General features: G+C 68.2%; 15 protein-coding genes. 3 read left to right on the forward strand and 12 right to left on the reverse strand.

What is annotated here, in order from left to right; translation table 11 throughout:
* Nucleotides 1-270: 270 nt before the first annotated feature.
* From KF708C_RS32820 to pilM, 11 genes are all read right to left on the reverse strand, one after another.
* A complete protein-coding gene (locus KF708C_RS32820; protein WP_020203812.1) occupies nt 271-1,746 on the reverse strand; it encodes a glutamate synthase subunit beta in 1,476 nt (491 codons plus the stop codon).
* 134 nt (nt 1,747-1,880) lie between these two features.
* Entirely contained in the window at nt 1,881-6,590 is a 4,710-nt protein-coding gene (locus tag KF708C_RS32825; RefSeq protein WP_231586657.1) for a glutamate synthase-related protein, read from the reverse strand.
* A gap of 441 nt (nt 6,591-7,031) precedes the next feature.
* Nucleotides 7,032-7,754, reverse strand: coding sequence for a transposase (locus tag KF708C_RS32830; RefSeq protein ID WP_043366864.1), 723 nt, complete (start codon nt 7,752-7,754; stop codon nt 7,032-7,034).
* A gap of 123 nt (nt 7,755-7,877) precedes the next feature.
* Nucleotides 7,878-9,017 carry a deoxyguanosinetriphosphate triphosphohydrolase gene (locus tag KF708C_RS32835; protein ID WP_059415999.1) on the reverse strand — a complete coding sequence of 380 codons (1,140 nt, stop codon included), beginning with the start codon at nt 9,015-9,017 and terminating at the stop codon, nt 7,878-7,880.
* 70 nt (nt 9,018-9,087) lie between these two features.
* Nucleotides 9,088-10,194: a 3-dehydroquinate synthase gene (gene aroB, locus KF708C_RS32840; protein ID WP_020203816.1), complete on the reverse strand. Its 1,107-nt coding sequence runs from the start codon at nt 10,192-10,194 to the stop codon at nt 9,088-9,090.
* Entirely contained in the window at nt 10,181-10,810 is a 630-nt protein-coding gene (locus tag KF708C_RS32845) for a shikimate kinase (protein WP_231401626.1), read from the reverse strand. Before KF708C_RS32845 ends, aroB begins: the two co-directional genes overlap by 14 nt.
* Before the next feature lie 271 nt (nt 10,811-11,081).
* Entirely contained in the window at nt 11,082-13,262 is a 2,181-nt protein-coding gene (gene pilQ / locus KF708C_RS32850) for a type IV pilus secretin PilQ (protein ID WP_020203818.1), read from the reverse strand.
* Nucleotides 13,259-13,792, reverse strand: coding sequence for a pilus assembly protein PilP (locus KF708C_RS32855; RefSeq protein ID WP_020423829.1), 534 nt, complete (start codon nt 13,790-13,792; stop codon nt 13,259-13,261). Before KF708C_RS32855 ends, pilQ begins: the two co-directional genes overlap by 4 nt.
* The gene (locus KF708C_RS32860; protein ID WP_020203820.1) at nt 13,789-14,469 is read right to left on the reverse strand and encodes a type 4a pilus biogenesis protein PilO; all 681 of its coding nucleotides are present in this window, start codon (nt 14,467-14,469) and stop codon (nt 13,789-13,791) included. Before KF708C_RS32860 ends, KF708C_RS32855 begins: the two co-directional genes overlap by 4 nt.
* A gap of 1 nt (nt 14,470) precedes the next feature.
* Nucleotides 14,471-15,124, reverse strand: a complete 654-nt coding sequence (locus KF708C_RS32865; RefSeq protein ID WP_020203821.1) for a PilN domain-containing protein — start codon at nt 15,122-15,124, stop codon at nt 14,471-14,473.
* Nucleotides 15,125-15,142: 18 nt separating this feature from the next.
* Entirely contained in the window at nt 15,143-16,213 is a 1,071-nt protein-coding gene (pilM, locus tag KF708C_RS32870; protein ID WP_029043784.1) for a type IV pilus assembly protein PilM, read from the reverse strand.
* 373 nt (nt 16,214-16,586) lie between these two features.
* Here pilM and KF708C_RS32875 point away from each other — a divergent pair, with 373 nt between their 5' ends.
* Nucleotides 16,587-18,962 carry a penicillin-binding protein 1A gene (locus tag KF708C_RS32875; RefSeq protein ID WP_082080202.1) on the forward strand — a complete coding sequence of 792 codons (2,376 nt, stop codon included), beginning with the start codon at nt 16,587-16,589 and terminating at the stop codon, nt 18,960-18,962.
* 97 nt (nt 18,963-19,059) lie between these two features.
* Here the strand turns inward: KF708C_RS32875 and cyaY are convergent, their stop codons facing one another.
* The gene (gene cyaY, locus KF708C_RS32880) at nt 19,060-19,395 is read right to left on the reverse strand and encodes an iron donor protein CyaY (protein ID WP_029043786.1); all 336 of its coding nucleotides are present in this window, start codon (nt 19,393-19,395) and stop codon (nt 19,060-19,062) included.
* A 151-nt stretch (nt 19,396-19,546) separates the two neighbouring features.
* Here cyaY and lptM point away from each other — a divergent pair, with 151 nt between their 5' ends.
* Both lptM and lysA read left to right on the forward strand, forming a co-directional pair.
* Nucleotides 19,547-19,789: an LPS translocon maturation chaperone LptM gene (gene lptM, locus KF708C_RS37130; protein ID WP_081651438.1), complete on the forward strand. Its 243-nt coding sequence runs from the start codon at nt 19,547-19,549 to the stop codon at nt 19,787-19,789.
* Nucleotides 19,786-21,054 carry a diaminopimelate decarboxylase gene (gene lysA / locus KF708C_RS32890; RefSeq protein WP_059416004.1) on the forward strand — a complete coding sequence of 423 codons (1,269 nt, stop codon included), beginning with the start codon at nt 19,786-19,788 and terminating at the stop codon, nt 21,052-21,054. The genes lptM and lysA overlap by 4 nt, the downstream gene beginning before the upstream one ends.
* Nucleotides 21,055-21,112: the final 58 nt, after the last annotated feature.

Raw genomic sequence — 21,112 nt, forward strand, 5'->3', positions numbered from 1 at the left:
TTTGACTTTGACTTTGACTTTGACTTTGACTTTGACTTTGACTTTGACTTTGACTTTGACTTTGACTTTGACTTTGACGTTCAGCCGTTAATGTTAAGCAGTTGACTTTGACGTTCAGCAGCCAACGTTAAGACACCGACTTCAAAATCAACCAGTTGACACCAAACTCAAAGCCCCCAGCAAAAAAACAAAAAACCCGCCCCAGGCTCACAGCCCCAAGACGGGTCCACCAGCCACCCTACAGCCGGCAAGGCACAAGAAACAAAAAACTCACCTCGGCAATTCAGAATGCCCCATCAGGAACGCATCCACCGACCGCGCCGCCTGGCGCCCCTCACGAATCGCCCACACCACCAGTGACTGCCCGCGACGCACGTCGCCGGCGGCAAACACCTTCGGCACATTGGTCTGATACGCCCGCTCGCCTTCGGTGGCGGCACGCGCGTTCTTGCGCGCATCGGTATCCACGCCGAACGCCGAGAGCAGCGAGCCGACCGGGTTGGTGAAGCCCATCGCCAGCAGCACGAGGTCGGCCTTGAGGATGAACTCGCTGTCCGGCACTTCCTGCATCTTGCCGTCCTTCCACTCCACGCGGCAGGCCTTGAGCGCGGTGATCTTGCCGCTGTCCTTGCCTTCCCCGCCGATGAATTCCTTGGTCGCCACCGACCAGTCGCGCTCGCAGCCTTCGTCGTGCGACGACGAGGTGCGCAGCTTGATCGGCCAGTACGGCCACACCAGCGGCTTGTTTTCTTCTTCCGGCGGCTGCGGCAGCAGCTCGAACTGGACGACCGACTCGGCGCCGTGGCGGTTGGAGGTGCCAACGCAGTCAGAGCCCGTGTCGCCGCCGCCGATCACGATCACGTGCTTGCCTTCGGCGCGGATCTCGTTGGGGCCGTCGCCGGCGACTTCCTTGTTCTGCGGGATCAGGAATTCCAGCGCGTAGTGCACGCCGGCCAGCTCGCGGCCGGGCACGGGCAGGTCGCGCGGCACTTCCGAGCCGCCGGCCAGCACGACGGCGTCGAACTGGTCCTGCAGCGCCTGCGCCGAGATGGTTTCGCGCGCGTAGTTCTTGATGCCGGCCGGCAGTTCGCCGTCGGTCACCATCACGCCGGGGCGGAAGGTCACGCCTTCGGACTGCATCTGCTCGATGCGGCGGTCGATCAGCGTCTTCTCCATCTTGAAGTCGGGGATGCCGTAGCGCAGCAGGCCGCCGATGCGGTCGTTCTTCTCGAACACGGTCACGTCGTGGCCGGCGCGCGCCAGTTGCTGCGCGGCGGCCATGCCGGCGGGGCCGGAGCCGACCACGGCCACGGTCTTGCCGGTCTTGTGCTTCGCCGGCTGCGGCGCGACCCAGCCTTCTTCCCAGGCCTTGTCGATGATGGCATGCTCGATCGACTTGATGCCGACCGGCAGCTCGTTGATGCCAAGCGTGCAGGCGGCCTCGCACGGCGCCGGGCAGATGCGGCCGGTGAACTCGGGGAAGTTGTTGGTCTGGTGCAGCACCTGGATCGCCGACTTCCAGTCCTGGCGGTACACCAGGTCGTTGAAGTCGGGGATGATGTTGTTGACCGGGCAGCCGTTGTTGCAGAACGGGATGCCGCAGTCCATGCAGCGCGCGCCCTGGATCTTCGCTTCGCTGTCGGACAGCGCGAAGACGAATTCCTTGTAGTGCTTCACGCGCTTGGTTACGGGCTCGTAACCTTCGTTCTGGCGCGGAAATTCGAGAAAGCCAGTCGCCTTACCCATGTTGCGTCCTTGGTCTTGCTGGGCGGCACCGGCGCATGCGCCGGCCCCGCTGTGAGGTCAGTATCTTGTGAGCCGGCGGCGCGGGCCGCGCCGCCGCTCCTGCTTGGTCGGGCCCGCGGGCCCTGCCTGCGAACTCAGGCGGCGATGGCTTCCCGGTCGCTGTCCTTCGCTTCCTGTTCCTTCGCGTACATCTCGCCCAGGGCGCGCTTGTACTCGGTCGGGAAGACCTTGACGAACTTGCGGCGCGCCGTGGCCCAGTCGGCCAGCAGCGCCTTGGCGCGCTCGGAGCCGGTGAAGCGGAAGTGCTGCTCGATCAGGCCCTTGAGGATGGCCTCGTCGAGCTGGCGCTTGCCGCCGACCTTGTGCCAGGAAGCGGGCGACTGGCCCTTTTCCTGGTCCGCCGACGCCAGCACCGCTTCGAGCGCGACCATCGAGGTGTTGCAGCGCTTGTCGAACAGGCCGTCCTCGTCGTAGACGTAGGCCACGCCGCCCGACATGCCGGCCGCGAAGTTGCGCCCGGTGCCGCCCAGCACCACCACCGTGCCGCCGGTCATGTACTCGCAGCCGTGGTCGCCGGTGCCTTCCACCACGGCGGAGGCACCCGAGTTGCGCACCGCGAAGCGCTCGCCGGCCACGCCGTTGAAGAACGCCTCGCCGGCGATGGCGCCGTACAGCACCGTGTTGCCGACGATGATGTTGCGGGTCGGATCGCCGCGGAACTCGTGCGGCGCGCGCACGATCACGCGCCCGCCCGACAGGCCCTTGCCGACGTAGTCGTTGCCGTCGCCCACGAGGTCCAGCGTGACGCCGTGCGCGAGGAACGCGCCGAAGGACTGGCCGGCGGTGCCCTGCAACTGGATGTGGATGGTGTCGTCGGGCAGGCCTTCATGGCCGTACTGCTTGGCCACCACGCCGGACAGCATCGCGCCGACCGTGCGGTTGACGTTCTTGACCGGCTGGATGAACGACACGCGCTCGCCCTTGTCGATGGCCGGGCGCGCCTTGGCGATCAGCACGTGGTCGAGCGCCTTGCCGGCTTCGACCGACAGGCCGTGGTCCTGCGTGTCGGTGTGGTAGCGCGGCACTTCGGCGGCGATCGGCGCCTGGTAGAACACGCGCGAGAAATCGAGGCCGCGCGCCTTCCAGTGCTCGATGCCGGCACGGGTGTCGAGCAGGTCGGCGCGGCCGATCAGCTCGTTGAACGTGCGGATGCCCAACTGCGCCATGATCTCGCGCGCTTCTTCGGCGATGAAGAAGAAGAAGTTCACCACGTGCTCGGGCTTGCCCTGGAATTTCTTGCGCAGCACCGGGTCCTGCGTGGCCACGCCCACCGGGCAGGTGTTCAGGTGGCACTTGCGCATCATGATGCAGCCTTCGGCCACCAGCGGCGCGGTAGCGAAGCCGAACTCGTCGGCGCCCAGCAGCGCGCCGATGACCACGTCGCGGCCGGTCTTCATCTGGCCGTCGGCCTGCACGCGGATGCGGTTGCGCAGGCCGTTGAGCATCAGGGTCTGCTGGGTCTCGGCGAGGCCCAGTTCCCACGGGGTGCCGGCATGCTTGATCGACGACAGCGGCGAGGCGCCGGTGCCGCCGTCATGGCCGGCGATCACCACGTGGTCGGCCTTGGCCTTGGCCACGCCCGCGGCCACCGTGCCCACGCCCACTTCGGACACCAGCTTGACCGAGATGTCGGAGACCGGGTTGACGTTCTTCAGGTCGTGAATCAGTTGCGCCAGATCCTCGATCGAGTAGATGTCGTGGTGCGGCGGCGGCGAGATCAGGCCGACGCCCGGCACCGAGTAGCGCAGCTTGCCGATGTAGTCCGACACCTTGTGGCCGGGCAGCTGGCCGCCTTCGCCGGGCTTGGCGCCCTGCGCCATCTTGATCTGGATCTGGTCGGCCGAGGCCAGGTATTCGGCGGTCACGCCGAACCGGCCCGAGGCCACCTGCTTGATCTTCGAGCGCAGCGAGTCGCCGGCCTGCAGTTCCAGGTCGCGCACCACGGCATCCGAGCCCAGCAGGCCCTGCATGGTGTCGCCCTGCTTGATGGGAATGCCGCGCAGCTCGTTGCGGTAGCGCTTCTCGTCCTCGCCGCCTTCGCCGGTGTTGGACTTGCCGCCGATGCGGTTCATCGCCACGGCCAGCGTGGCGTGGGCCTCGGTCGAGATCGAGCCCAGCGACATGGCGCCGGTGGCGAAACGCCGGACGATGTCCTTGGCCGACTCGACTTCCTCGAGCGGGATCGCGCGCGCCGGGTCGACCTTGAACTCGAACAGGCCGCGCAGCGTCATGTGGCGGCGGCTCTGGTCGTTGATGATGTTGGCGTATTCCTTGTAGGTCTGGTACGCGCCGCGGCCTTCGTCGGCGCGCACGGCGTGCTGCAGCTTGGCCACCGAGTCCGGCGTCCACATGTGCTCTTCGCCGCGGATGCGGAACGCGTACTCGCCGCCGGTCTCGAGCATGCCCTCGAGCACCGGGTTGTCGCCGAACGCGTCGCGGTGCAGGCGCAGCGCTTCCTCGGCCACCTCGAAGATGCCGATGCCTTCGACGTTCGAGGCGGTGCCGTGGAAATACTTCTGCACCAGCTCGCGCGACAGGCCGATCGCTTCGAAGATCTGCGCGCCTGTGTACGACATGTAGGTGGAGATGCCCATCTTGGACATCACCTTCTGCAGGCCCTTGCCGATCGCCTTGACGAAGTTCTTGACCGCCTTCTCGGACGAGAGGTCGCCGGACAGGCCCTGCGCCATGTCGGACAGCGTTTCCATCGCCAGGTACGGGTGCACGGCTTCGGCGCCGTAGCCGGCCAGCAGCGCGAAGTGGTGCACTTCGCGCGCGGTGCCGGTTTCCACCACGAGGCCGGCCGAGGTGCGCAGGCCCTTGTCCACCAGGTGGTGGTGGATCGCCGAGGTGGCCAGCAGCGCGGGAATGGCGACGTGCTCGGCGTCGACGCGGCGGTCCGACACGATCAGGATGTTGTAGCCCGAGCGCACCGCGTCAACGGCTTCGGCGCACAGCGAGGCCAGGCGCGCTTCGATGCCTTCCTTGCCCCACGCCTTCGGATAGCAGATGTTCAGCTCGTACGAACGGAACTTGCCGCCGGTGTAGTGCTCGATGTTGCGGATCTTGGCGATGTCCTTGAAGTCCAGCACGGGCTGGGACACTTCGAGGCGCATCGGCGGGTTGATGTTGTTGAGCTCGAGCAGGTTCGGCTTCGGGCCGATGAACGACACCAGCGACATCACCATGTTCTCGCGGATCGGGTCGATCGGCGGGTTGGTGACCTGGGCGAACAGCTGCTTGAAGTAGTGGTACAGCGTCTTGTTCTTGGACGAGAGCACGGCCAGCGGGCTGTCGTTGCCCATCGAGCCGGTGGCTTCCTCGCCGGACAGCGCCATCGGCGCCATCAGGAACTTGACGTCTTCCTGGGTGTAGCCGAACGCTTGCTGGCGGTCCAGCAGGCGCGCGTCGGGCTTCTTCTCGGCGGCCACGTCCTCGGGCTTCGCTTCGAGCTCGTCGAGCTTGATGCGCACGGCGTCGATCCAGCTCTTGTACGGCTTGGCGTTGGCCAGGTTGTCCTTGAGCTCCTTGTCGTCGATGATGCGGCCCTGCTCCATGTCGATCAGGAACATCTTGCCCGGCTGCAGGCGCCACTTCTGCACGATGCGCGACTCGGGGAACGGCAGCACGCCGGCTTCCGAGGCCAGCACCACGACGTCGTCCTCGGTCACGTAGAAGCGCGCCGGGCGCAGGCCGTTGCGGTCCAGCGTGGCGCCGATCTGGCGGCCGTCGGTGAAGCAGATCGCGGCGGGGCCGTCCCACGGCTCCATCATGGCGGCGTGGTACTCGTAGAACGCGCGGCGGTTGTCGTCCATCAGCGTGTGCTGTTCCCAGGCTTCCGGGATCATCATCATCATCGCGTGGACGAGCGGGTAGCCCGCCATCGTCAGCAGCTCGAGGCAGTTGTCGAACGAGGCGGTGTCGGACTGGCCGGGGTAGATCAGCGGCCACAGCTTGGGCAGGTCGTCGCCGAGCACCGGCGAGGAGATCGCGCCGGTGCGCGCGTTGACCCAGTTCACGTTGCCCTTGACCGTGTTGATTTCGCCGTTGTGGGCGACCATGCGGTACGGGTGGGCCAGCTCCCAGGCCGGGAAGGTGTTGGTGGAGAAGCGCTGGTGCACCAGGGCCAGCGCCGACACGGCGCGCGGGTCCTGCAGGTCGAGGTAGTACTCGCCGACCTGGTTGGCCAGCAGCAGGCCCTTGTACACCACCGTGCGCGCCGACATCGACGGCACGAAGTATTCCTTGCCGTGCTTGAGCTTGAGCGCCTGGATGGCGTGGCTGGCGGTCTTGCGGATCACGTAGAGCTTACGTTCGAGCGCGTCCGTGGTCATGATGTCGCGGCCGCGCCCGATGAAGATCTGGCGGATCACCGGCTCGGTCTTGCGCACGGTCGGCGACATCGGCATGTTGCAGTCCACCGGCACGTCGCGCCAGCCCAGCACGACCTGGCCTTCCAGGCGCACGGTGCGCTCGAGCTCCTGCTCGCAGGCCAGGCGCGAGGCGTGTTCCTTGGGCAGGAAGATCATGCCCACGCCGTACTCGCCCGACGGCGGCAGGGTCACGCCCTGCCTGGCCATTTCCTCGCGGTAGAACTGGTCCGGGATCTGGATCAGGATGCCCGCGCCGTCGCCCATCAGCGCATCGGCGCCGACCGCGCCGCGGTGATCGAGGTTTTCCAGGATCTTCAGGCCCTGCTGGACGATCTCGTGGCTCTTCTTGCCCTTGATGTGGGCGACCATGCCGACGCCGCATGCGTCTTTCTCATTGGCGGGGTCGTACATGCCCTGGGCCTGCGGCAGCGAGGCGGGCGCGTGCGTGGCGGCGGCAGAGGCGGACTCGGCGGCCTGCGCCAGCGTTGGCTTCGATTGGGATTGCGATTGGTCCACGGGCTTGATTCCGGTGAGGGCTGCGCAGCCAGCAGGGCAGACCGGAACGGGGACCGCACTCTGCCACCTGGGCCGGCCGGGGCCGGGAGCGGGATGACGAGAGGGACAGCGGGGCCGCAGCGGCGTACGCAAGCGTGACGCGCCGCACAATGAATGTGGGTGGAGGAACTATAAAAGAATCATCCACGTCTCGCAAAAAATTTAAATGGGGTCAGAAGATATTAAATCTCGCACCACAAACGGGATGGTCTTTATTTGGGGACATATTACTTTTTGGTGCATCGCGCGCCGTCCCGCGCACATCGGGCACCGCGACGGTTCAAGCCGCGCCGCCGCCTACGCAGCGCCGGGTTCGGGGTCCATGCCGCCCGCGCTGCGCCCCGGCGGCCGGCCCTTCGGCAACGGCTGCACGCGGCGCGTGCCCTGCCGCTCCAGCTGCGCCAGGAAAGCAGCATCGCCGAGCGGCCAGCCGCTGTGCGCGTGGCTGCGCAGCGTGGCCAGCGCCGCCGGCGACAGGCCTTCAGCCGCCACCGCGCGGTAGTTGGACTGGCGCTCGAACGGCGTATTGCCGAGCGCCCAATAGACGGAGTGATCGCTCACAAAGGGGCTGGCCTCGATGCCGGCGTGGTGGCGGTAGCTGCTCCAGCGGTCCGCCTCGGGCTGCGCGACCTCGCCGGCGCGCATGGCGTTGCCTTCCACGTACAGCATGGCCGGCAGCAGCCACTGCGCCGGGTCGAACACCGCGGAACGGAAGCGCCCGTCCCACAGCGTGCCGGTGCGCCCCGCGGCGCGGTTGAAGTAGCGCGCGTAGCGGCGCCCGACCGCCTGCATGGTCAGGCTGAGCGAGTCGGCCTGGCGCGGCGTGGCGACCAGATGCACGTGGTTGGGCCGCAGCGCGTAGGCGTGGATGGCGAGATCGTGCTCGCGCGCGGCCATGCGCAGGCAGTCCAGGTAGTGGACGTAGTCGTCGGGGCCGAGGAACACCGGCTGGCGGTTGTTGCCGCGCTGCAGTACGAGGGCGGGCAAGCCGGTCGGCGAAAAGCGGGGAAGTCGGGCCATGAGGGCAAACGCGGGAATCGGCGCCAGCGCCTTGCGGCGCGCCGGCAAAACCCGATGATAGCGCAGGCGCGCGCTGATCCGTCCCCAATTTGTCGGGGGCGTCCCGCTCCCCGCATGCGGCGCCTAGTTGCCGCCCTCGTGGACCGAGAAGATGCGGCGGTGCTCGCGGATCGCGTAGCGGTCCGTCATGCCGGCGATGTAGTGGGCGACCAGGCGCGCCTGATCGCGCCCCTGCCCGGCCTGGTACTGCGGCGGCAGCAGGCGCGGATCGGCCATGAAGACGTCGAACAGGTCGGTGATGATGCGCTGCGCCTTGGCCGACATGCGCATCACGAGGTAGTGCCGGTACAGGTGGCGGAACAGGAAGCGCTTGAGTTCGGCGGCTTCCTCGCGCACGGCGGCGCTGAAGGCGACCAGCGGGCCGGCGGCGCGCACCGCCTCGATGTTGCGCGGGCCGGCTGCGGCGATATTGCGGCTGGTGGTCTCGATCAGGTCGACGATCAGCGTGTTGATCATGCGCCGGACGGTCTCGTTGATGACGCGCCGGCCGTTGATGCCCGGGAACGCGGTCATCGCCTCGGCGCGGTGGCGGCGCCACATCGGCACTTCGTCCATCTGCTCGAGCGTGAGCAGGCCGGAGCGCAGGCCGTCGTCGATGTCGTGGTTGTTGTAGGCGATCTCGTCGGCCAGGTTGGCCAGCTGGGCTTCCAGCGAGGGCTGGGTGCCTTCCAGGAAGCGCCGGCCCAGCTCGCCCAGCGCCGAGGCATTGACGCGCGAGCAGTGCTTGAGCACGCCCTCGCGCGTCTCGAAGGTCAGGTTGAGGCCGTCGAAGCCGCCGTAGCGCTCCTCCAGCTCGTCCACCACCAGCAGGCTCTGCAGGTTGTGCTCGAAGCCGCCGTGGTTCTTCATGCAGGTGTTCAGCGCGTCCTGCCCGGCGTGGCCGAACGGCGTGTGCCCGAGGTCGTGGGCCAGCGAGATGGCCTCCACGAGGTCTTCGTTCAGGCGCAGGTTGCGGGCGATCGAGCGCGCGATCTGGGCCACTTCCAGGCTGTGCGTGAGCCGGGTGCGGAACAGGTCGCCCTCATGGTTGACGAAGACCTGGGTCTTGTATTCGAGCCGGCGGAAGGCCGTGCTGTGGATCACGCGGTCGCGGTCGCGCTGGAACTCGCTGCGCGAGGACGACGGCGGTTCGACGTGCACGCGCCCGCGCGACAGCGCGGAGCGGGCAGCATACGGAGCGAGATGGCTTTCGAGGTCGGTCATGCGGCAATCCGGTCGGCAGCCGGCCGGGGCTCGCGCCGCCGGCCGGGGTTGCGAGGCACAACCGATCGCGTCAGGCGACCGGCGCCTCGGTGGGCGGCCTGAGCACCGCGTGCTGCAGCGTAGCGCGCAGGTCGGCGTCCGGCACGGTGGTGATGAAGGCCTCGCCCAGCTTCCTGAGCAGGATGAACTTGACGCTGCCGGCTTCCGCCTTCTTGTCCACTTTCATCAGTTCGATGTAGCGGTCGGTGCCGAGATCCGGCGCCACCACGGGCAGCATGGCCGCGCGCGTGAGCTGCGTCACGCGCGCGCGCGTCTCGGTGTCGATGAAGCCGAGCCGGTGCGACAGGTCGGCCGCCATCACCATGCCGCAGCCCACGGCCTCGCCGTGCAGCCATTCGCCGTAGCCCATGCCGGCCTCGATGGCATGGCCGAAGGTGTGGCCGAAATTGAGGATGGCGCGCAGGCCGCCCTCGCGCTCGTCCTGGGCCACCACCGCGGCCTTGATCTCGCACGAGCGCTGCACCGCCAGCGCCATCATGTCCGGGTCGCAGTCGTTGAGCGCGCGGATGTTGCGCTCGATCCAGCCGAAGTACTCGGCGTCGGCGATGGCGCCGTGCTTGATCACCTCGGCCAGGCCGGCGGCCAGTTCGCGCGCCGGCAGCGTGCGCAGCGTGTCGATGTCGGCGATCACCGCGTTGGGCTGGTGGAACGCGCCGATCATGTTCTTGCCGAGCGGGTGGTTGATGCCGGTCTTGCCGCCCACCGAGGAATCCACCTGCGCCAGCAGCGTGGTGGGCATCTGCACGAACGGCACGCCGCGCATGTAGCTGGCGGCGGCAAACCCGGTCATGTCGCCGACCACGCCGCCGCCGAGCGCGACCAGCGTGGTCTTGCGGTCGGCGCCGGCCCGGAGCAGCGCGTCGAAGATCAGGTTGAGCGTTTCCCACTGCTTGAACGCTTCACCGTCGGGCAGGGTCACGGTGCGCACGGTCTTGCCGAGCGCGGCCAGCGTGGCCTCCACGCGCGCCGCGTAGAGCGGGCCGACGGTCTCGTTGGTGACGATGACGGCATGGGTGCCGCGCACGTGGGGACGCAGCAGCTCGGCCTGGTCGAGCAGGCCGGTGCCGATATGGATGGGGTAGCTGCGCTCCCCGAGGTCGACTTCAAGGGTGATCATCGTGATTCCGGTCCTGCGCCGGCGGTGCTTCCGCGCCGTCGCCGTCGTCCTGCCCGGGCTCGCCCGGCTCTTCGGCGGCCACGCTGAAACCGGCCATTTCAAGTTGCATCAACACCATATTAGCAAGCTGGGCCACCGAGGGCTTGCCGGTTTCGATGATGAAGTCCGCCACCTCGCGGTAAAGCGGGTCGCGCTCGGCATAGAGCGCCTCGAGCCTGCCCTTCGGGTCCGCGGTCTGCAGCAGCGGGCGGTTGCGGTCGTGGCGCGTGCGCAGCCACAGGTCGTGCGGGCTGGCGCGCAGGTAGACCACGGTGCCGCGCGCCTTCAGGTGCGCCCGGTTCTCCGGGCGCAGCACCGCGCCGCCGCCGGTGGCCAGCACGATGCCGCTGCGCTGGCTCAGCTCGTCGATCATGTGCGCCTCGCGCTCGCGGAAGCCCGCTTCGCCCTCATGCTCGAAGATGATCGGGATCCGCACGCCGCAACGCGCCTCGAGTTCGTGGTCCGAATCGAAGAAGGGATAGTTCAGGCGCCGGGCCACGGTTCGGCCGACGGTGGTCTTGCCGGCACCCATCAGGCCGACAAAAAAGAGGTTCGGGCGGGTGGCTGTCACTGGCATGTCGGGCGGCTGCCGGGTCTCTGGCCGGCCGCCGCAGTGGGAAACTGCGTCATCTTCTTATGTCGGGGCGATCCGGGCAAGTGGCACGGAGCGCGCGGGCGGCGGCCCGCCCCGTGTCCGCCCTGCCCTCCGCGCCGCCGGCCCGGCAATGAAAAAGGCCGCATCGCGCACGATGCGGCCTCCCAGTCTACTGCATCCGGCGGGCCGGGCGGGCCCGGCAGCGCCGCCGCCGGAGCCGCCGGCGGGCTTATTGGCGAACTTATTGGCGGACTTATTTCAGCGAGACGCTCTCGTTGAGCACGCGCGGCGTCAGGAATACCAGCAGTTCGGTGCGGTTGTTGACCTTGGCGTTGTCCTTGAACAGGTTGCCGAGCACCGGGATGTCGCCGAGCCACGGCACCTTGTTGATGTTGGTGGACTCGGTCTGGCTGTAGATGCCGCCGATCACCACCGTGCCGCCGTTCTCCACCAGCACCTGGGTCTGCACGTGCTTGGTGTCGATGGCAAAGCCCGAGCTGGTCTGGATGCCCACGCTGTCCTTGTTGACGTCCACGTCCAGCAGCACGTTGCCTTCCGGCGTGATCTGCGGCGTCACCTCGAGCTTCAGGTTGGCCTTGCGGAACTGCACCGAGGTGGCGCCGCTGGAGGTGGCGGCCTGGTAGGGCAGCTCGGTGCCCTGCTCGATCAGCGCCTTGATGTTGTTGGCGGTGACCACGCGCGGGCTGGAGATGATCTTGCCGCGCCCGTCCGCTTCCAGCGCGGAGAGTTCGAGCGCGAGGAAGCGGCCGGCCGTATTGCTGAACAGGCTCACCGCCACCGACCCCGGGTTGACGCCGTTGATCGCCGCCGCCGGCAGGCTCAGCGCGGGGCTGTTGTCCCAGGTGGCGTTCTGCGTCACCGGGCTCACCACGTTGGTGTAGTTGTTGCCGTAGCCGGCGCCGGCGGTCTTGGAGGCAAAGCCGAGCCTGACGCCGAGGTTGCGGCTGAAGCTGTCGTTGGCCTCGACGATGCGCGCCTCGATGATGACCTGGCGCACCGGGATGTCGATCTTGCCGAGGAAGCTCTGCACCTCTTCGAGCTTGCTGCCGATGTCCGACACGAACAGCTGGTTGGTGCGCGGATCGGCCGTCAGCGAGCCGCGCTTGGACAGCATGCGGGTATTGCTGGCCGCCGCGCCGCCCACGCCGCCCACGCTACCGATGGCGCCCGTGCTGCCGAGCGCGCCGGCGCCGCCCGCGCCGCCGGTGCTGCCCACCGCGGCCAGGCCGAGCAGCATGCGCCGCACGTCCTCGGCGCGCTGGTAGTTCAGCTGGAACACCTGGCTGCGAATCGGCTCGAGGTCGTTGATCTGCTGCTGCGACTCGAGCTCGAGCTTTTCCTTGGTGGCCAGCTCGGCCTTGGGTGCCACCCACAGCACATTGCCGTTGCGGCGCGAGGCCAGCCCCTTGGCGTCCAGCACGATCTGCAGGGCCTGGTCCCAGGGCACGTCCTTCAGGCGCAGCGTCAGGTTGCCCTGCACGCTTTCGCTGGTGATGATGTTGAGGTTGGTGAAGTCGGCGAATACCTGCAGCAGCGAGCGGATGTCGATGCTCTGGAAGTTCAGCGAGAGCCGTTCGCCGCGGAAGCCCGCGCCGCTGATCAGCTTGGCCGGGTCTTCCTTGACCGGGCGCACCTCGACCACGAACTGCGTGTCGGTCTGGTAGGAGCTGTATTCCCAGTTGCCGCGCGGCTCGATGGTCAGGCGCGTGCTGCCGTTGTTGTCGCCGGCGCGCATGCCCTGCACCGGCGTGCCGAAGTCGCTCACGTCGTAGCGCCGGCGCAGGCCGTCGGGCAGCGCGGTGTTGAGGAAGTCCACCACCACGTTCTGGCCCTGCTGGGCGATGTTGATGCCGGAGTCGCGCGCGGACAGGTCCACCACGATGCGCCCGGCGCCGTCCGTGCCGCGGCGGAAGTCGATGTTGCGGATCGCCGGCCGGCTGGCCGCCGCCTGCGGCACCAGCGCCGCGGTCGGGGCGAAGGTCGGCACCGCCGTGCGCGCGCTCGGCGCCACGTTGTCGAGCAGCACCACGAACTGGCTGCCGCGCACTTCGGTGCGGTAGCTGGCGACGCGCGTGAGATCGAGGACCACGCGCGTGCGGTCGCCGATCTGCACCACGTTGGCGCCCTTGAGCAGCTTGCCGCCGAAATCGTACTGCGCGCGGCCCTGGGCGAAGCCGGTATCGAGGAAGTCGATGGCGATCCGGGGCGGATTCTGCGTGGTGAAGTCCGCCGGCTTCTGCGCCGGCACCCCGGCGAGCTCGACCGTGAATATGGTCTGCTCGCCCGCGGTGGTGGCATCCACGCGCTTGACGGTATTGCCCGCCGTCGATTGCGCCATCGCGGCCGGCACAGCCAGCGCGAGCATCATGACCGCGGCGCCCGCAAGCGCCCGGTACCAGCGACCCATGATCATGCCGACCCCTCCAGCTTCAGGCTGGTCATTTTCTCTTTCCACTCGGCTACCCCTTCCCGGACCAATTCGCGCAACACGATCTCCTGATCGCTGATGCGGACCACCCGGCCGTAGTTCTGGCCGAGATACTGACCCACCTTGACGTGGTGGATCTTGTTGTCTACCAGCACGACGCCATAGGTTTCCCCGTGGTTGCGCATCGCGCCCAGCATCTTGAAATTCTCCAGCGGGTAGTCCTCCAGCGGCTCGTGCTGCCGGCCGGACTCCGGCGACTCGGACAGGACCCGGTTGAGGTCGCCGATCTTGTTCTGGGCGAACGGCTCGGGCGCGCTGCGCCCGGCGTACTCGCGCGGCACGTAGGGCTTGGGCTCGGGCAGCGGCGCCGGCGGCGGCGCCTTGGCCGCGCGCGCCTGGGCCATCCACTGGCGCAGGCCGTCTTCCTCGCTGGCCCCGCAGGCCGCCAGCAGCGCGGCGCCGAGCAGCGCGCACGCGCACGCGCGCAGGCCGGAGGCCCGGATCGCTGGCATCATTTCTTCGCTCCCGCAGCCGTCTTGGCCGCCGCGGCTTCCGCCTTGCGCTGCGCCGCCTGTTCGTCGGGGTCGAGCGCGCGGTAGGCCATCGCCACGGCCTCCATCGCCAGCCCGCCATCCTTGCCGGTGGTGAACTGCATCCCCTGCATCGACACGATGCGCGACAGCGCGGCCACGTCGGCGTTGAACTGCGCCACGTCGTGGTAGCGGCCCGTCACCTTCAGGTTGACCGGGATCTCGGCGAAGTAGGGCTTGATCACGGCAGCCTGCGGCTTGAACAGTTCGAACTGCAGGCCGCGCGCCACGCCGGCGTGGTTGACGTCGGCCAGCAGCGCGTCCATCTCGGTCTTGTTGGGCAACTGGCGCTCGACCAGCGCCACGCGCTGCTCCACCTCGGCCTTCTGCTTGCGCAGCGCGTCCAGGTTGGCGACCTGCGCCACCTTGGACTGGTAGGCCTGCTTCAGGCTTTCCTGCTCGAGATGCTTGCGGTCGAGCTCGTCGAGCTTGCCGCTCCAGTAGAACTGCCAGCCCAGCACCAGCACCAGCAGCGCCGCCAGCACCGCGAACAGCACGCGCGGCGCGGCCGGCCAGGTTTCGGGCTCGTTGAGGTTGATGCCGCGGAACTGCGCGCCGAGGTCGTTGAGCGCGGCCAGCGAGATTTCGGAATTGAGTGCCATATCAGCCCTTGCCCGTGCGTGCGCCCTGCGCCGCGGCGCCGCTGGCGGCGCCCGCGCGGCCCTTCTTGCCGTCGTCCGGCACCTCGGGCGCGCGGTAGGCGAAGCGCATGGAGAAGTCGAACAGGCGCCGCTGCTCGCGCAGGTTGTTGGTCATCATCACGGCCTTCGATTCGACCAGCTCGGCCTTGTCCAGCCAGCTCACCTGGCCGAGGTTGCGCAGCAGTTCCGAGACGCGCTCGTTCGACTGCGCGATGCCGGTCACGGTGAAGACGTCGCCGGCCTGCTTGAGCGTGGTCAGGTAGACGCCCTCGGGCACCTGGCGCACCAGTTCCTCGAGCAGTTGCACCGGGCGGTTGCGCTCGTTCTGCAGGCCCTCGATGGCCTTCTGCCGCTGCAGCAGCCCGTCGATGTCCTTGCGCAGCGTGTTGACTTCGCGGATCTGCACGTCGAGGCGGCTGTTCTCGGTGGCCAGCACCTGGTTCAGCCCCGTCTCCGCGTCGACGCGGCTGTCGATGTACCAGCCGCCGATCAGCACCACCAGCGCGCCGGCTCCCGCCGCGCCGCCGAGCATGGCGTAGACCTTCTTGCGGCGCGAAGCCTTGCGGGCCTCGTGGTACGGCAGCAGGTTGACGGTCGGGATCGTGTTGGTAGGCATGCGGCTTCCCTTGCTGGCTTACTGCAGGCCGCGCAGCGCGAGCCCGGCGCTCACGATGTAGGCCGGCAGGTCGCGCTGGAGATAGCGCTCGTTGACCTTGCCGGCGGTCATCATGTTGGCGAACGGGTTGGCCAGCGTGGTGGTGATCTCGGTCTGCTGCTCGATCGCGGCCTGCACGCCGACCAGCGAGGCATGCCCGCCGGACAGCAGGATCTCGTCGACCCGGCCGATGCTGGACGACGACAGGAAATTGCGCACGGCGCCTTGCACCTCGACCGCCAGCGCTTCCAGCGACGGCTTGAGCAACTGGGTGCGCCAGGCTTCCGGCAGCGTGTTCTTGCGCTTCTTGATCTCGGCCTTGAGCGCGTCCAGCGTGAACATGCGCGCCGCGCTCTGCGTGAGCTGGTCGCCGTAGCTGTTGAGGGGCTGCTCGTAGAGCTCTTTCCAGCCCTGGTAGAAGATCGCCTTGGAGCGGCTGCCGCCGAGATGGACCACCACCACCACGGGCAGCTCCTTGGCCTCGGTCTCGCTGAGGTCGGGCGACACGCCCAGCATCTGCACCACCGAGCGCTGCACCGCGTATTCCTCGACGTCCATCACGTGCGGCTTGAGCCCGGCCATCTCGGCGGCGGTCACGCGCTCCTGCACGCGGTCGCTGTTGGCGGCGGTCACGCGCACGCCGATGCCGCCCTCGGTCTCGCTGGGGCCGATCACGGCGAAGTCGAAATTGACGGCCTGCGACGGCGGATAGAGGCGGTGCGCCTCGGATTCCACCTGCACGTAGAGTTCGTCCTCGGACAGGTTGTCCGGCAGGCTGACGGTCTGCGATTCGGTCAGCATCGACGGCACGCCGAGCACGACCTCCTTGCTGCGGATGCCGGCCTTGCCGAGCGCGCGCTTGAGGGCCACGCCCACCGCTTCGATATTGACCACGTTGCCATCGGCAACGGCATTGCGATCCAGCAGTTCGCTGGCGCACTTTTCCAGCCGGTAGTCGTTCTTGCCACTGCCCACGGACAGCTCGACTACCTTCACGCTGGACGACCCGATGTCGACGCCGACCGTCGTACGGCGCAACAACCCCGACAAGATACCTCGCCGCAAGGTGACCCCCTGACCGTTTGAACTCGCCCCTGGCTTGGTAGCTCTAATCTGGCGAGTCTGTTTGTTTCTTGGATGAAACGTTTTGCTCTTTTAGTTGGTGGATTCTCACAAAAACGTGGTGTGCTGGCAATGTGCCGGTTTGACCACGGTTGCTTTTCGCAGACGCCTTACTCAAAGCGTTGTCAAAATCCCACGGTACACCAGCGGCCGCCGCGCCGGACCCCTCTTTCCGTTTCATGCAGATCTCAACATGATTACATCTTGTAACAGCCAGATAGCGGCGTTCACGCCACAAGGCGGCCGGAGCGCCCGATCCCGGGAGATATAATCCGGGCACCCCTAACTCGGTAGTTCCCATATGGCCACAGCACAACCGAAGCCGTCCCTGCCCGCCCGCCGCCCGCTCTGGATGCGGCTGACCTTCTGGGCGCTGGGCCTGCTGGCGGCCGGCATCGTGGCGGTGGCGCTGCTGGTCGGGTACGCGCTGCTGGTGGCTGCCCCGAACCTGCCTTCGCTCGACACCATCACCGACTACCGGCCCAAGATCCCGCTGCGCATCTACACCGCCGACAACGTGCTGATCGGCGAGTTCGGCGAGGAGCGCCGCAACTTCGTGCCGATCGCCGAGATCCCGGACGTGATGAAGAAAGCGGTGCTGGCCATCGAGGACGACCGCTTCTACGAGCACGGCGGCGTGGACTTCGTCGGCGTGCTGCGCGCCGGCATGGCCAACCTGCACGGCGGCCTGTCGCAGGGCGCGTCCACCATCACCATGCAGGTGGCGCGCAACTTCTTCCTCTCGAGCGAGAAGACCTACACCCGCAAGCTGTACGAAATGCTGCTGGCCTACAAGATCGAGGCCAACCTCTCGAAGGACCAGATCCTCGAGCTGTACATGAACCAGATCTACCTGGGGCAGCGCGCCTACGGCTTCGCCAGCGCGGCGCGCGTGTACTTCGGCAAGTCGATCAAGGACGTGACGCCGGCCGAGGCCGCCATGCTGGCCGGCCTGCCCAAGGCGCCGTCGGCCTACAACCCGGTGGTCAACCCCAAGCGCGCCAAGGTGCGCCAGGAATACATCCTGCAGCGCATGCGCGACCTGCGCTACCTGACGCCGGAACAGTACGAGCAGGCCATCCACGAAGAACTGAAGGTGCGCGGCGAGGGCAACGAGTTCTCCACGCACGCCGAGTACGTCGCCGAGATCGTGCGGCAGCTGATGTACGCGCAATACCGCGAGGAAACCTACACGCGCGGCCTGACCGTCTACACCACGCTCAACAAGACCGACCAGGACGCCGCCTACGAGGCGGTGCGCTCGGGCATCATGAACTACGAGCGCCGCCACGGCTACCGCGGCCCCGAGGCCTTCATCGACCTGCCGGCCAACCCCGACGAGCGCGAGCAGGCCATCGACGACGCGCTGCTCGAGCACCCGGGCAGCGACGACCTGCGCTCGGCGGTCGTCACCAGCGTGTCGGCCAAGCAGGTCACGGCCACGCTGCTGTCGGGCGAGGTCGCCAGCATCGAGGGCCAGGCGCTGCGCTTCATCGCGCCGTCGCTGGCGGCCAACGCGCAGCCCAAGGCCAGGATCCGGCCCGGCGCGATCATCCGCGTGACGCAGGACGAAAAGGGCGCGTGGTCGGTCACGCAGCTGCCGGAAGTGTCGGCGGCCTTCATCTCGCTGAGCCCCGAGAACGGCGAGATCCGCTCGATGGTGGGCGGCTTCGACTTCAACCGCAACAAGTTCAACCACGTGACGCAGGCGTGGCGCCAGCCCGGCTCGAGCTTCAAGCCGTTCATCTACTCGGCGGCGCTGGAGAAAGGCTTCTCGCCCGCCACGGTGATCAACGACGCGCCGATCTCGATCGCCGACAACGGCGGCCAGGTGTGGGAGCCGAAGAACTACGACGGCAAGTTCGAAGGCCCGATGACCATGCGCCGCGCGCTGGCCAAGTCCAAGAACCTGGTGTCGGTGCGCATCCTGCGCGCGATCGGCACGCAGTACGCCCAGGACTACATCACGCGCTTCGGCTTCGACGCCGACAAGCACCCCGCCTACCTGCCGATGGCGCTGGGCGCGGGCAGCGTGACGCCGCTGCAGATGGCCGGCGCGTACTCGGTGTTCGCCAACGGCGGCTACCGCATCAATCCCTACCTGATCGAGAAGGTGGTGGACGCGCGCGGCAACGTGATCTCGGAAACCCGGCCGCAGCGCGCCGGCGAGGACGCCGTGCGCGTGCTCGACGCGCGCACGGCGTTCATCGCCGACAGCATGCTGCGCGACGTGGTGCGCACCGGCACCGCCAACAGCGCCAAGCAGCGCCTGGGCCGCAACGACCTGGCCGGCAAGACCGGCACCACCAACGACGCCGTGGACGCCTGGTTCGCCGGCTATACGCCCAAGCTGGTGGCGATCGCCTGGATGGGCTACGACCAGCCCAAGAGCCTGGGCGTGCGCGAGACCGGCGGCGGCCTGGCCCTGCCGATCTGGGTCGGCTACATGAGCAAGATGCTCAAGGGCGTGCCCGAGATACCGGAGCGCCAGGCGCCCGAGGGCGTGGTGATGGTGGCCGGCGACTGGACCTTCGAGGAGAATGCCGGCGGCGCCGGCGTGGCCTCGGTGGGGCTGGGCGACCCGTGGCCGGGCAAGCCGGACGAGAGCACGCAGTCGCCGGCCGACATCGAAGGCGAGAAGAAGCGGATCCTGGAGATGTTCGGCGGCGGGGCCTGAGCGCCGCCCGCGCGCGATTCGTCGCGCGCGCCGGCGTTCGGCGCGATGCCGGCGCGCGATGCCGGCCGCGCGAAAGCGCGCCCGGCCCCGGTTCGGTTCAGCCCAGCTTCAGCGCCACCCCGGCCTGCTGGCTCATGTAGCCCGACAGCGCCGCGTACAGCTCGCCGCCGCCGCGCGTATCCAGCCACTGCCGGCCGTCGTGGCGGAAATGGAAGCCGCCCGCGCGCGCCGCCACCCACAGCTCCTGCATCGGCGCCTGGCTGTTGACGATGATCTTGGAGCCGTCCTCGAATTCCAGCTCGATCAGGTTGCCGGCGCGGTTGATTTCGATATCGGCGTCGGCCGCGTCGGCGGCCGTTTCCACCGCGCTCTCGAGCCGGTCCAGCTCTTGCTGGGCCAGGGCCAGGAACTCGCTTTCACTCATGGGGGGCATGCTAAACTCCGAGACCGCCCGGGCAGCGGCGCATCGCGCGCCGGCCGCGGCGTGTTGAATCCAGTTTCGATCCAGTTTCGTTTTTCGTTGGTCCCGCCGTTCCGCCGCCTTGCCGCGGAAACGGGCCGGACAACTCTTCTAGGACGACCCGATGTTGCGTCGTGTTGCGATTGTATCGGCGATTGCCGCCAGCCTTGCGATACCCCTGCTGTCGGGATGCGGCATCCGCGGCCCGCTGACGATGCCCCGGCCGCCGGCCGCGCCGGCCAGGCCGGCCGTGCCGGACCCCGGCCTGGGCAACCCGAACGTGCCGAATCCCGCCGCCAGGACGGCTCCGGCCGCCCCCGCGGACGAAGCCGCCCCGGCCGCCACCCCCACCGCCAAGTCATCATGACCGCCTTTTTCCATCGCCACGACGGCGCGCTCGCCGTCGAGCACGTGCCGCTGGCGCGCATCGCCGCCGAATACGGCACCCCCACCTACGTCTACTCGCGCGCCGCGCTGAGCGCCGCCTACCAGGCCTACGCCGCGGCGTGCCAGGGCCGCCGCGCGCGCGTGCAGTACGCCATGAAGGCCAATTCCAACCTGGCCGTGCTGCAGGTCTTCGCGCAGCTCGGCGCGGGCTTCGACATCGTCTCCGGCGGCGAGCTGCAGCGCGTGCTGGCCGTGGGCGGCGATCCGCGCAAGGTGGTGTTCTCGGGCGTGGGCAAGACCGTCGCCGAGATGGAGCTGGCGCTGGCGCACGACGTGCTGTCGTTCAACGTCGAGTCGATCCCCGAGCTGGACCGCCTGAACGCGGTGGCCGGCCGCCTGGGCAAGCGCGCGCGCGTGTCGCTGCGCATCAACCCGGACGTGGACGCCAAGACCCATCCGTACATCTCCACCGGCCTGAAGGGCAACAAGTTCGGCGTGGCCTTCGAGGACGTGCTGCCGACCTACCGCGCCGCGGCCGCGCTGCCGCACCTGGAAGTGGCCGGCATCGACTGCCACATCGGCTCGCAGATCACCGAGGTCGCGCCCTACCTGGAAGCGCTGGACAAGGTGCTGGACGTGGTGGAAGCGCTCGAGCGCGAAGGCATCAAGCTCGAGCACATCGACGTGGGCGGCGGCCTGGGCATCACCTACGACGACGAGACCCCGCCGGACATCACCGGCTTCGCCCGCACGCTGCTCGACCGCGTGGCCGAGCGCGGCCACGGCCACCGCGAGGTGCTGTTCGAGCCGGGCCGCTCGCTGGTGGGCAACGCCGGCGTGCTGCTCACGCAGGTGGAATTCCTCAAGCCCGGCGCGGCCAAGAATTTCTGCATCGTCGACGCGGCCATGAACGACCTGGCGCGCCCCGCCATGTACGAGGCCTACCACCGCATCGAGCCGGTGCAGCTGCGCGAGGCCGGCGAGGCCGCGCCGCTGACCTACGACGTGGTCGGCCCGGTGTGCGAATCGGGCGACTGGCTCGGCCGCGACCGCGCGCTGTCGGTGCAGCCGGGCGACCTGCTGGCCGTGATGTCGGCCGGCGCCTACGGCTTCGTCATGAGCTCCAACTACAACACCCGCCCGCGCGCGGCCGAAGTGATGGTCGACGGCGACGACGTGCACCTGGTGCGCGGCCGCGAGCGCGTGGAAGACCTGTTCCGCGACGAGCGCCTGCTGCAAGGCTGAAGCGCGCGTGCGCGCCGCGCGGCGCGCACCGCGAGATCGGCATTGCCGCAATCCCGAA

The organism is Cupriavidus basilensis (assembly GCF_000876015.1).
Classification (GTDB): domain Bacteria; phylum Pseudomonadota; class Gammaproteobacteria; order Burkholderiales; family Burkholderiaceae; genus Cupriavidus; species Cupriavidus basilensis_B.

Excerpts from the sequence above, each read along its gene's own strand:
- KF708C_RS32820 (WP_020203812.1), bottom strand. The coding sequence starts at position 1,746 with ATGGGTAAGGCGACTGGCTTTCTCGAATTTCCGCGCCAGAACGAAGGT.
- KF708C_RS32825 (WP_231586657.1), bottom strand. The coding sequence starts at position 6,590 with ATGTACGACCCCGCCAATGAGAAAGACGCATGCGGCGTCGGCATGGTC.
- KF708C_RS32830 (WP_043366864.1), bottom strand. The coding sequence starts at position 7,754 with ATGGCCCGACTTCCCCGCTTTTCGCCGACCGGCTTGCCCGCCCTCGTA.
- KF708C_RS32835 (WP_059415999.1), bottom strand. The coding sequence starts at position 9,017 with ATGACCGACCTCGAAAGCCATCTCGCTCCGTATGCTGCCCGCTCCGCG.
- aroB (WP_020203816.1), bottom strand. The coding sequence starts at position 10,194 with ATGATCACCCTTGAAGTCGACCTCGGGGAGCGCAGCTACCCCATCCAT.
- KF708C_RS32845 (WP_231401626.1), bottom strand. The coding sequence starts at position 10,810 with ATGCCAGTGACAGCCACCCGCCCGAACCTCTTTTTTGTCGGCCTGATG.
- pilQ (WP_020203818.1), bottom strand. The coding sequence starts at position 13,262 with ATGATCATGGGTCGCTGGTACCGGGCGCTTGCGGGCGCCGCGGTCATG.
- KF708C_RS32855 (WP_020423829.1), bottom strand. The coding sequence starts at position 13,792 with ATGATGCCAGCGATCCGGGCCTCCGGCCTGCGCGCGTGCGCGTGCGCG.
- KF708C_RS32860 (WP_020203820.1), bottom strand. The coding sequence starts at position 14,469 with ATGGCACTCAATTCCGAAATCTCGCTGGCCGCGCTCAACGACCTCGGC.
- KF708C_RS32865 (WP_020203821.1), bottom strand. The coding sequence starts at position 15,124 with ATGCCTACCAACACGATCCCGACCGTCAACCTGCTGCCGTACCACGAG.
- KF708C_RS32875 (WP_082080202.1), top strand. The coding sequence starts at position 16,587 with ATGGCCACAGCACAACCGAAGCCGTCCCTGCCCGCCCGCCGCCCGCTC.
- cyaY (WP_029043786.1), bottom strand. The coding sequence starts at position 19,395 with ATGCCCCCCATGAGTGAAAGCGAGTTCCTGGCCCTGGCCCAGCAAGAG.
- lptM (WP_081651438.1), top strand. The coding sequence starts at position 19,547 with ATGTTGCGTCGTGTTGCGATTGTATCGGCGATTGCCGCCAGCCTTGCG.
- lysA (WP_059416004.1), top strand. The coding sequence starts at position 19,786 with ATGACCGCCTTTTTCCATCGCCACGACGGCGCGCTCGCCGTCGAGCAC.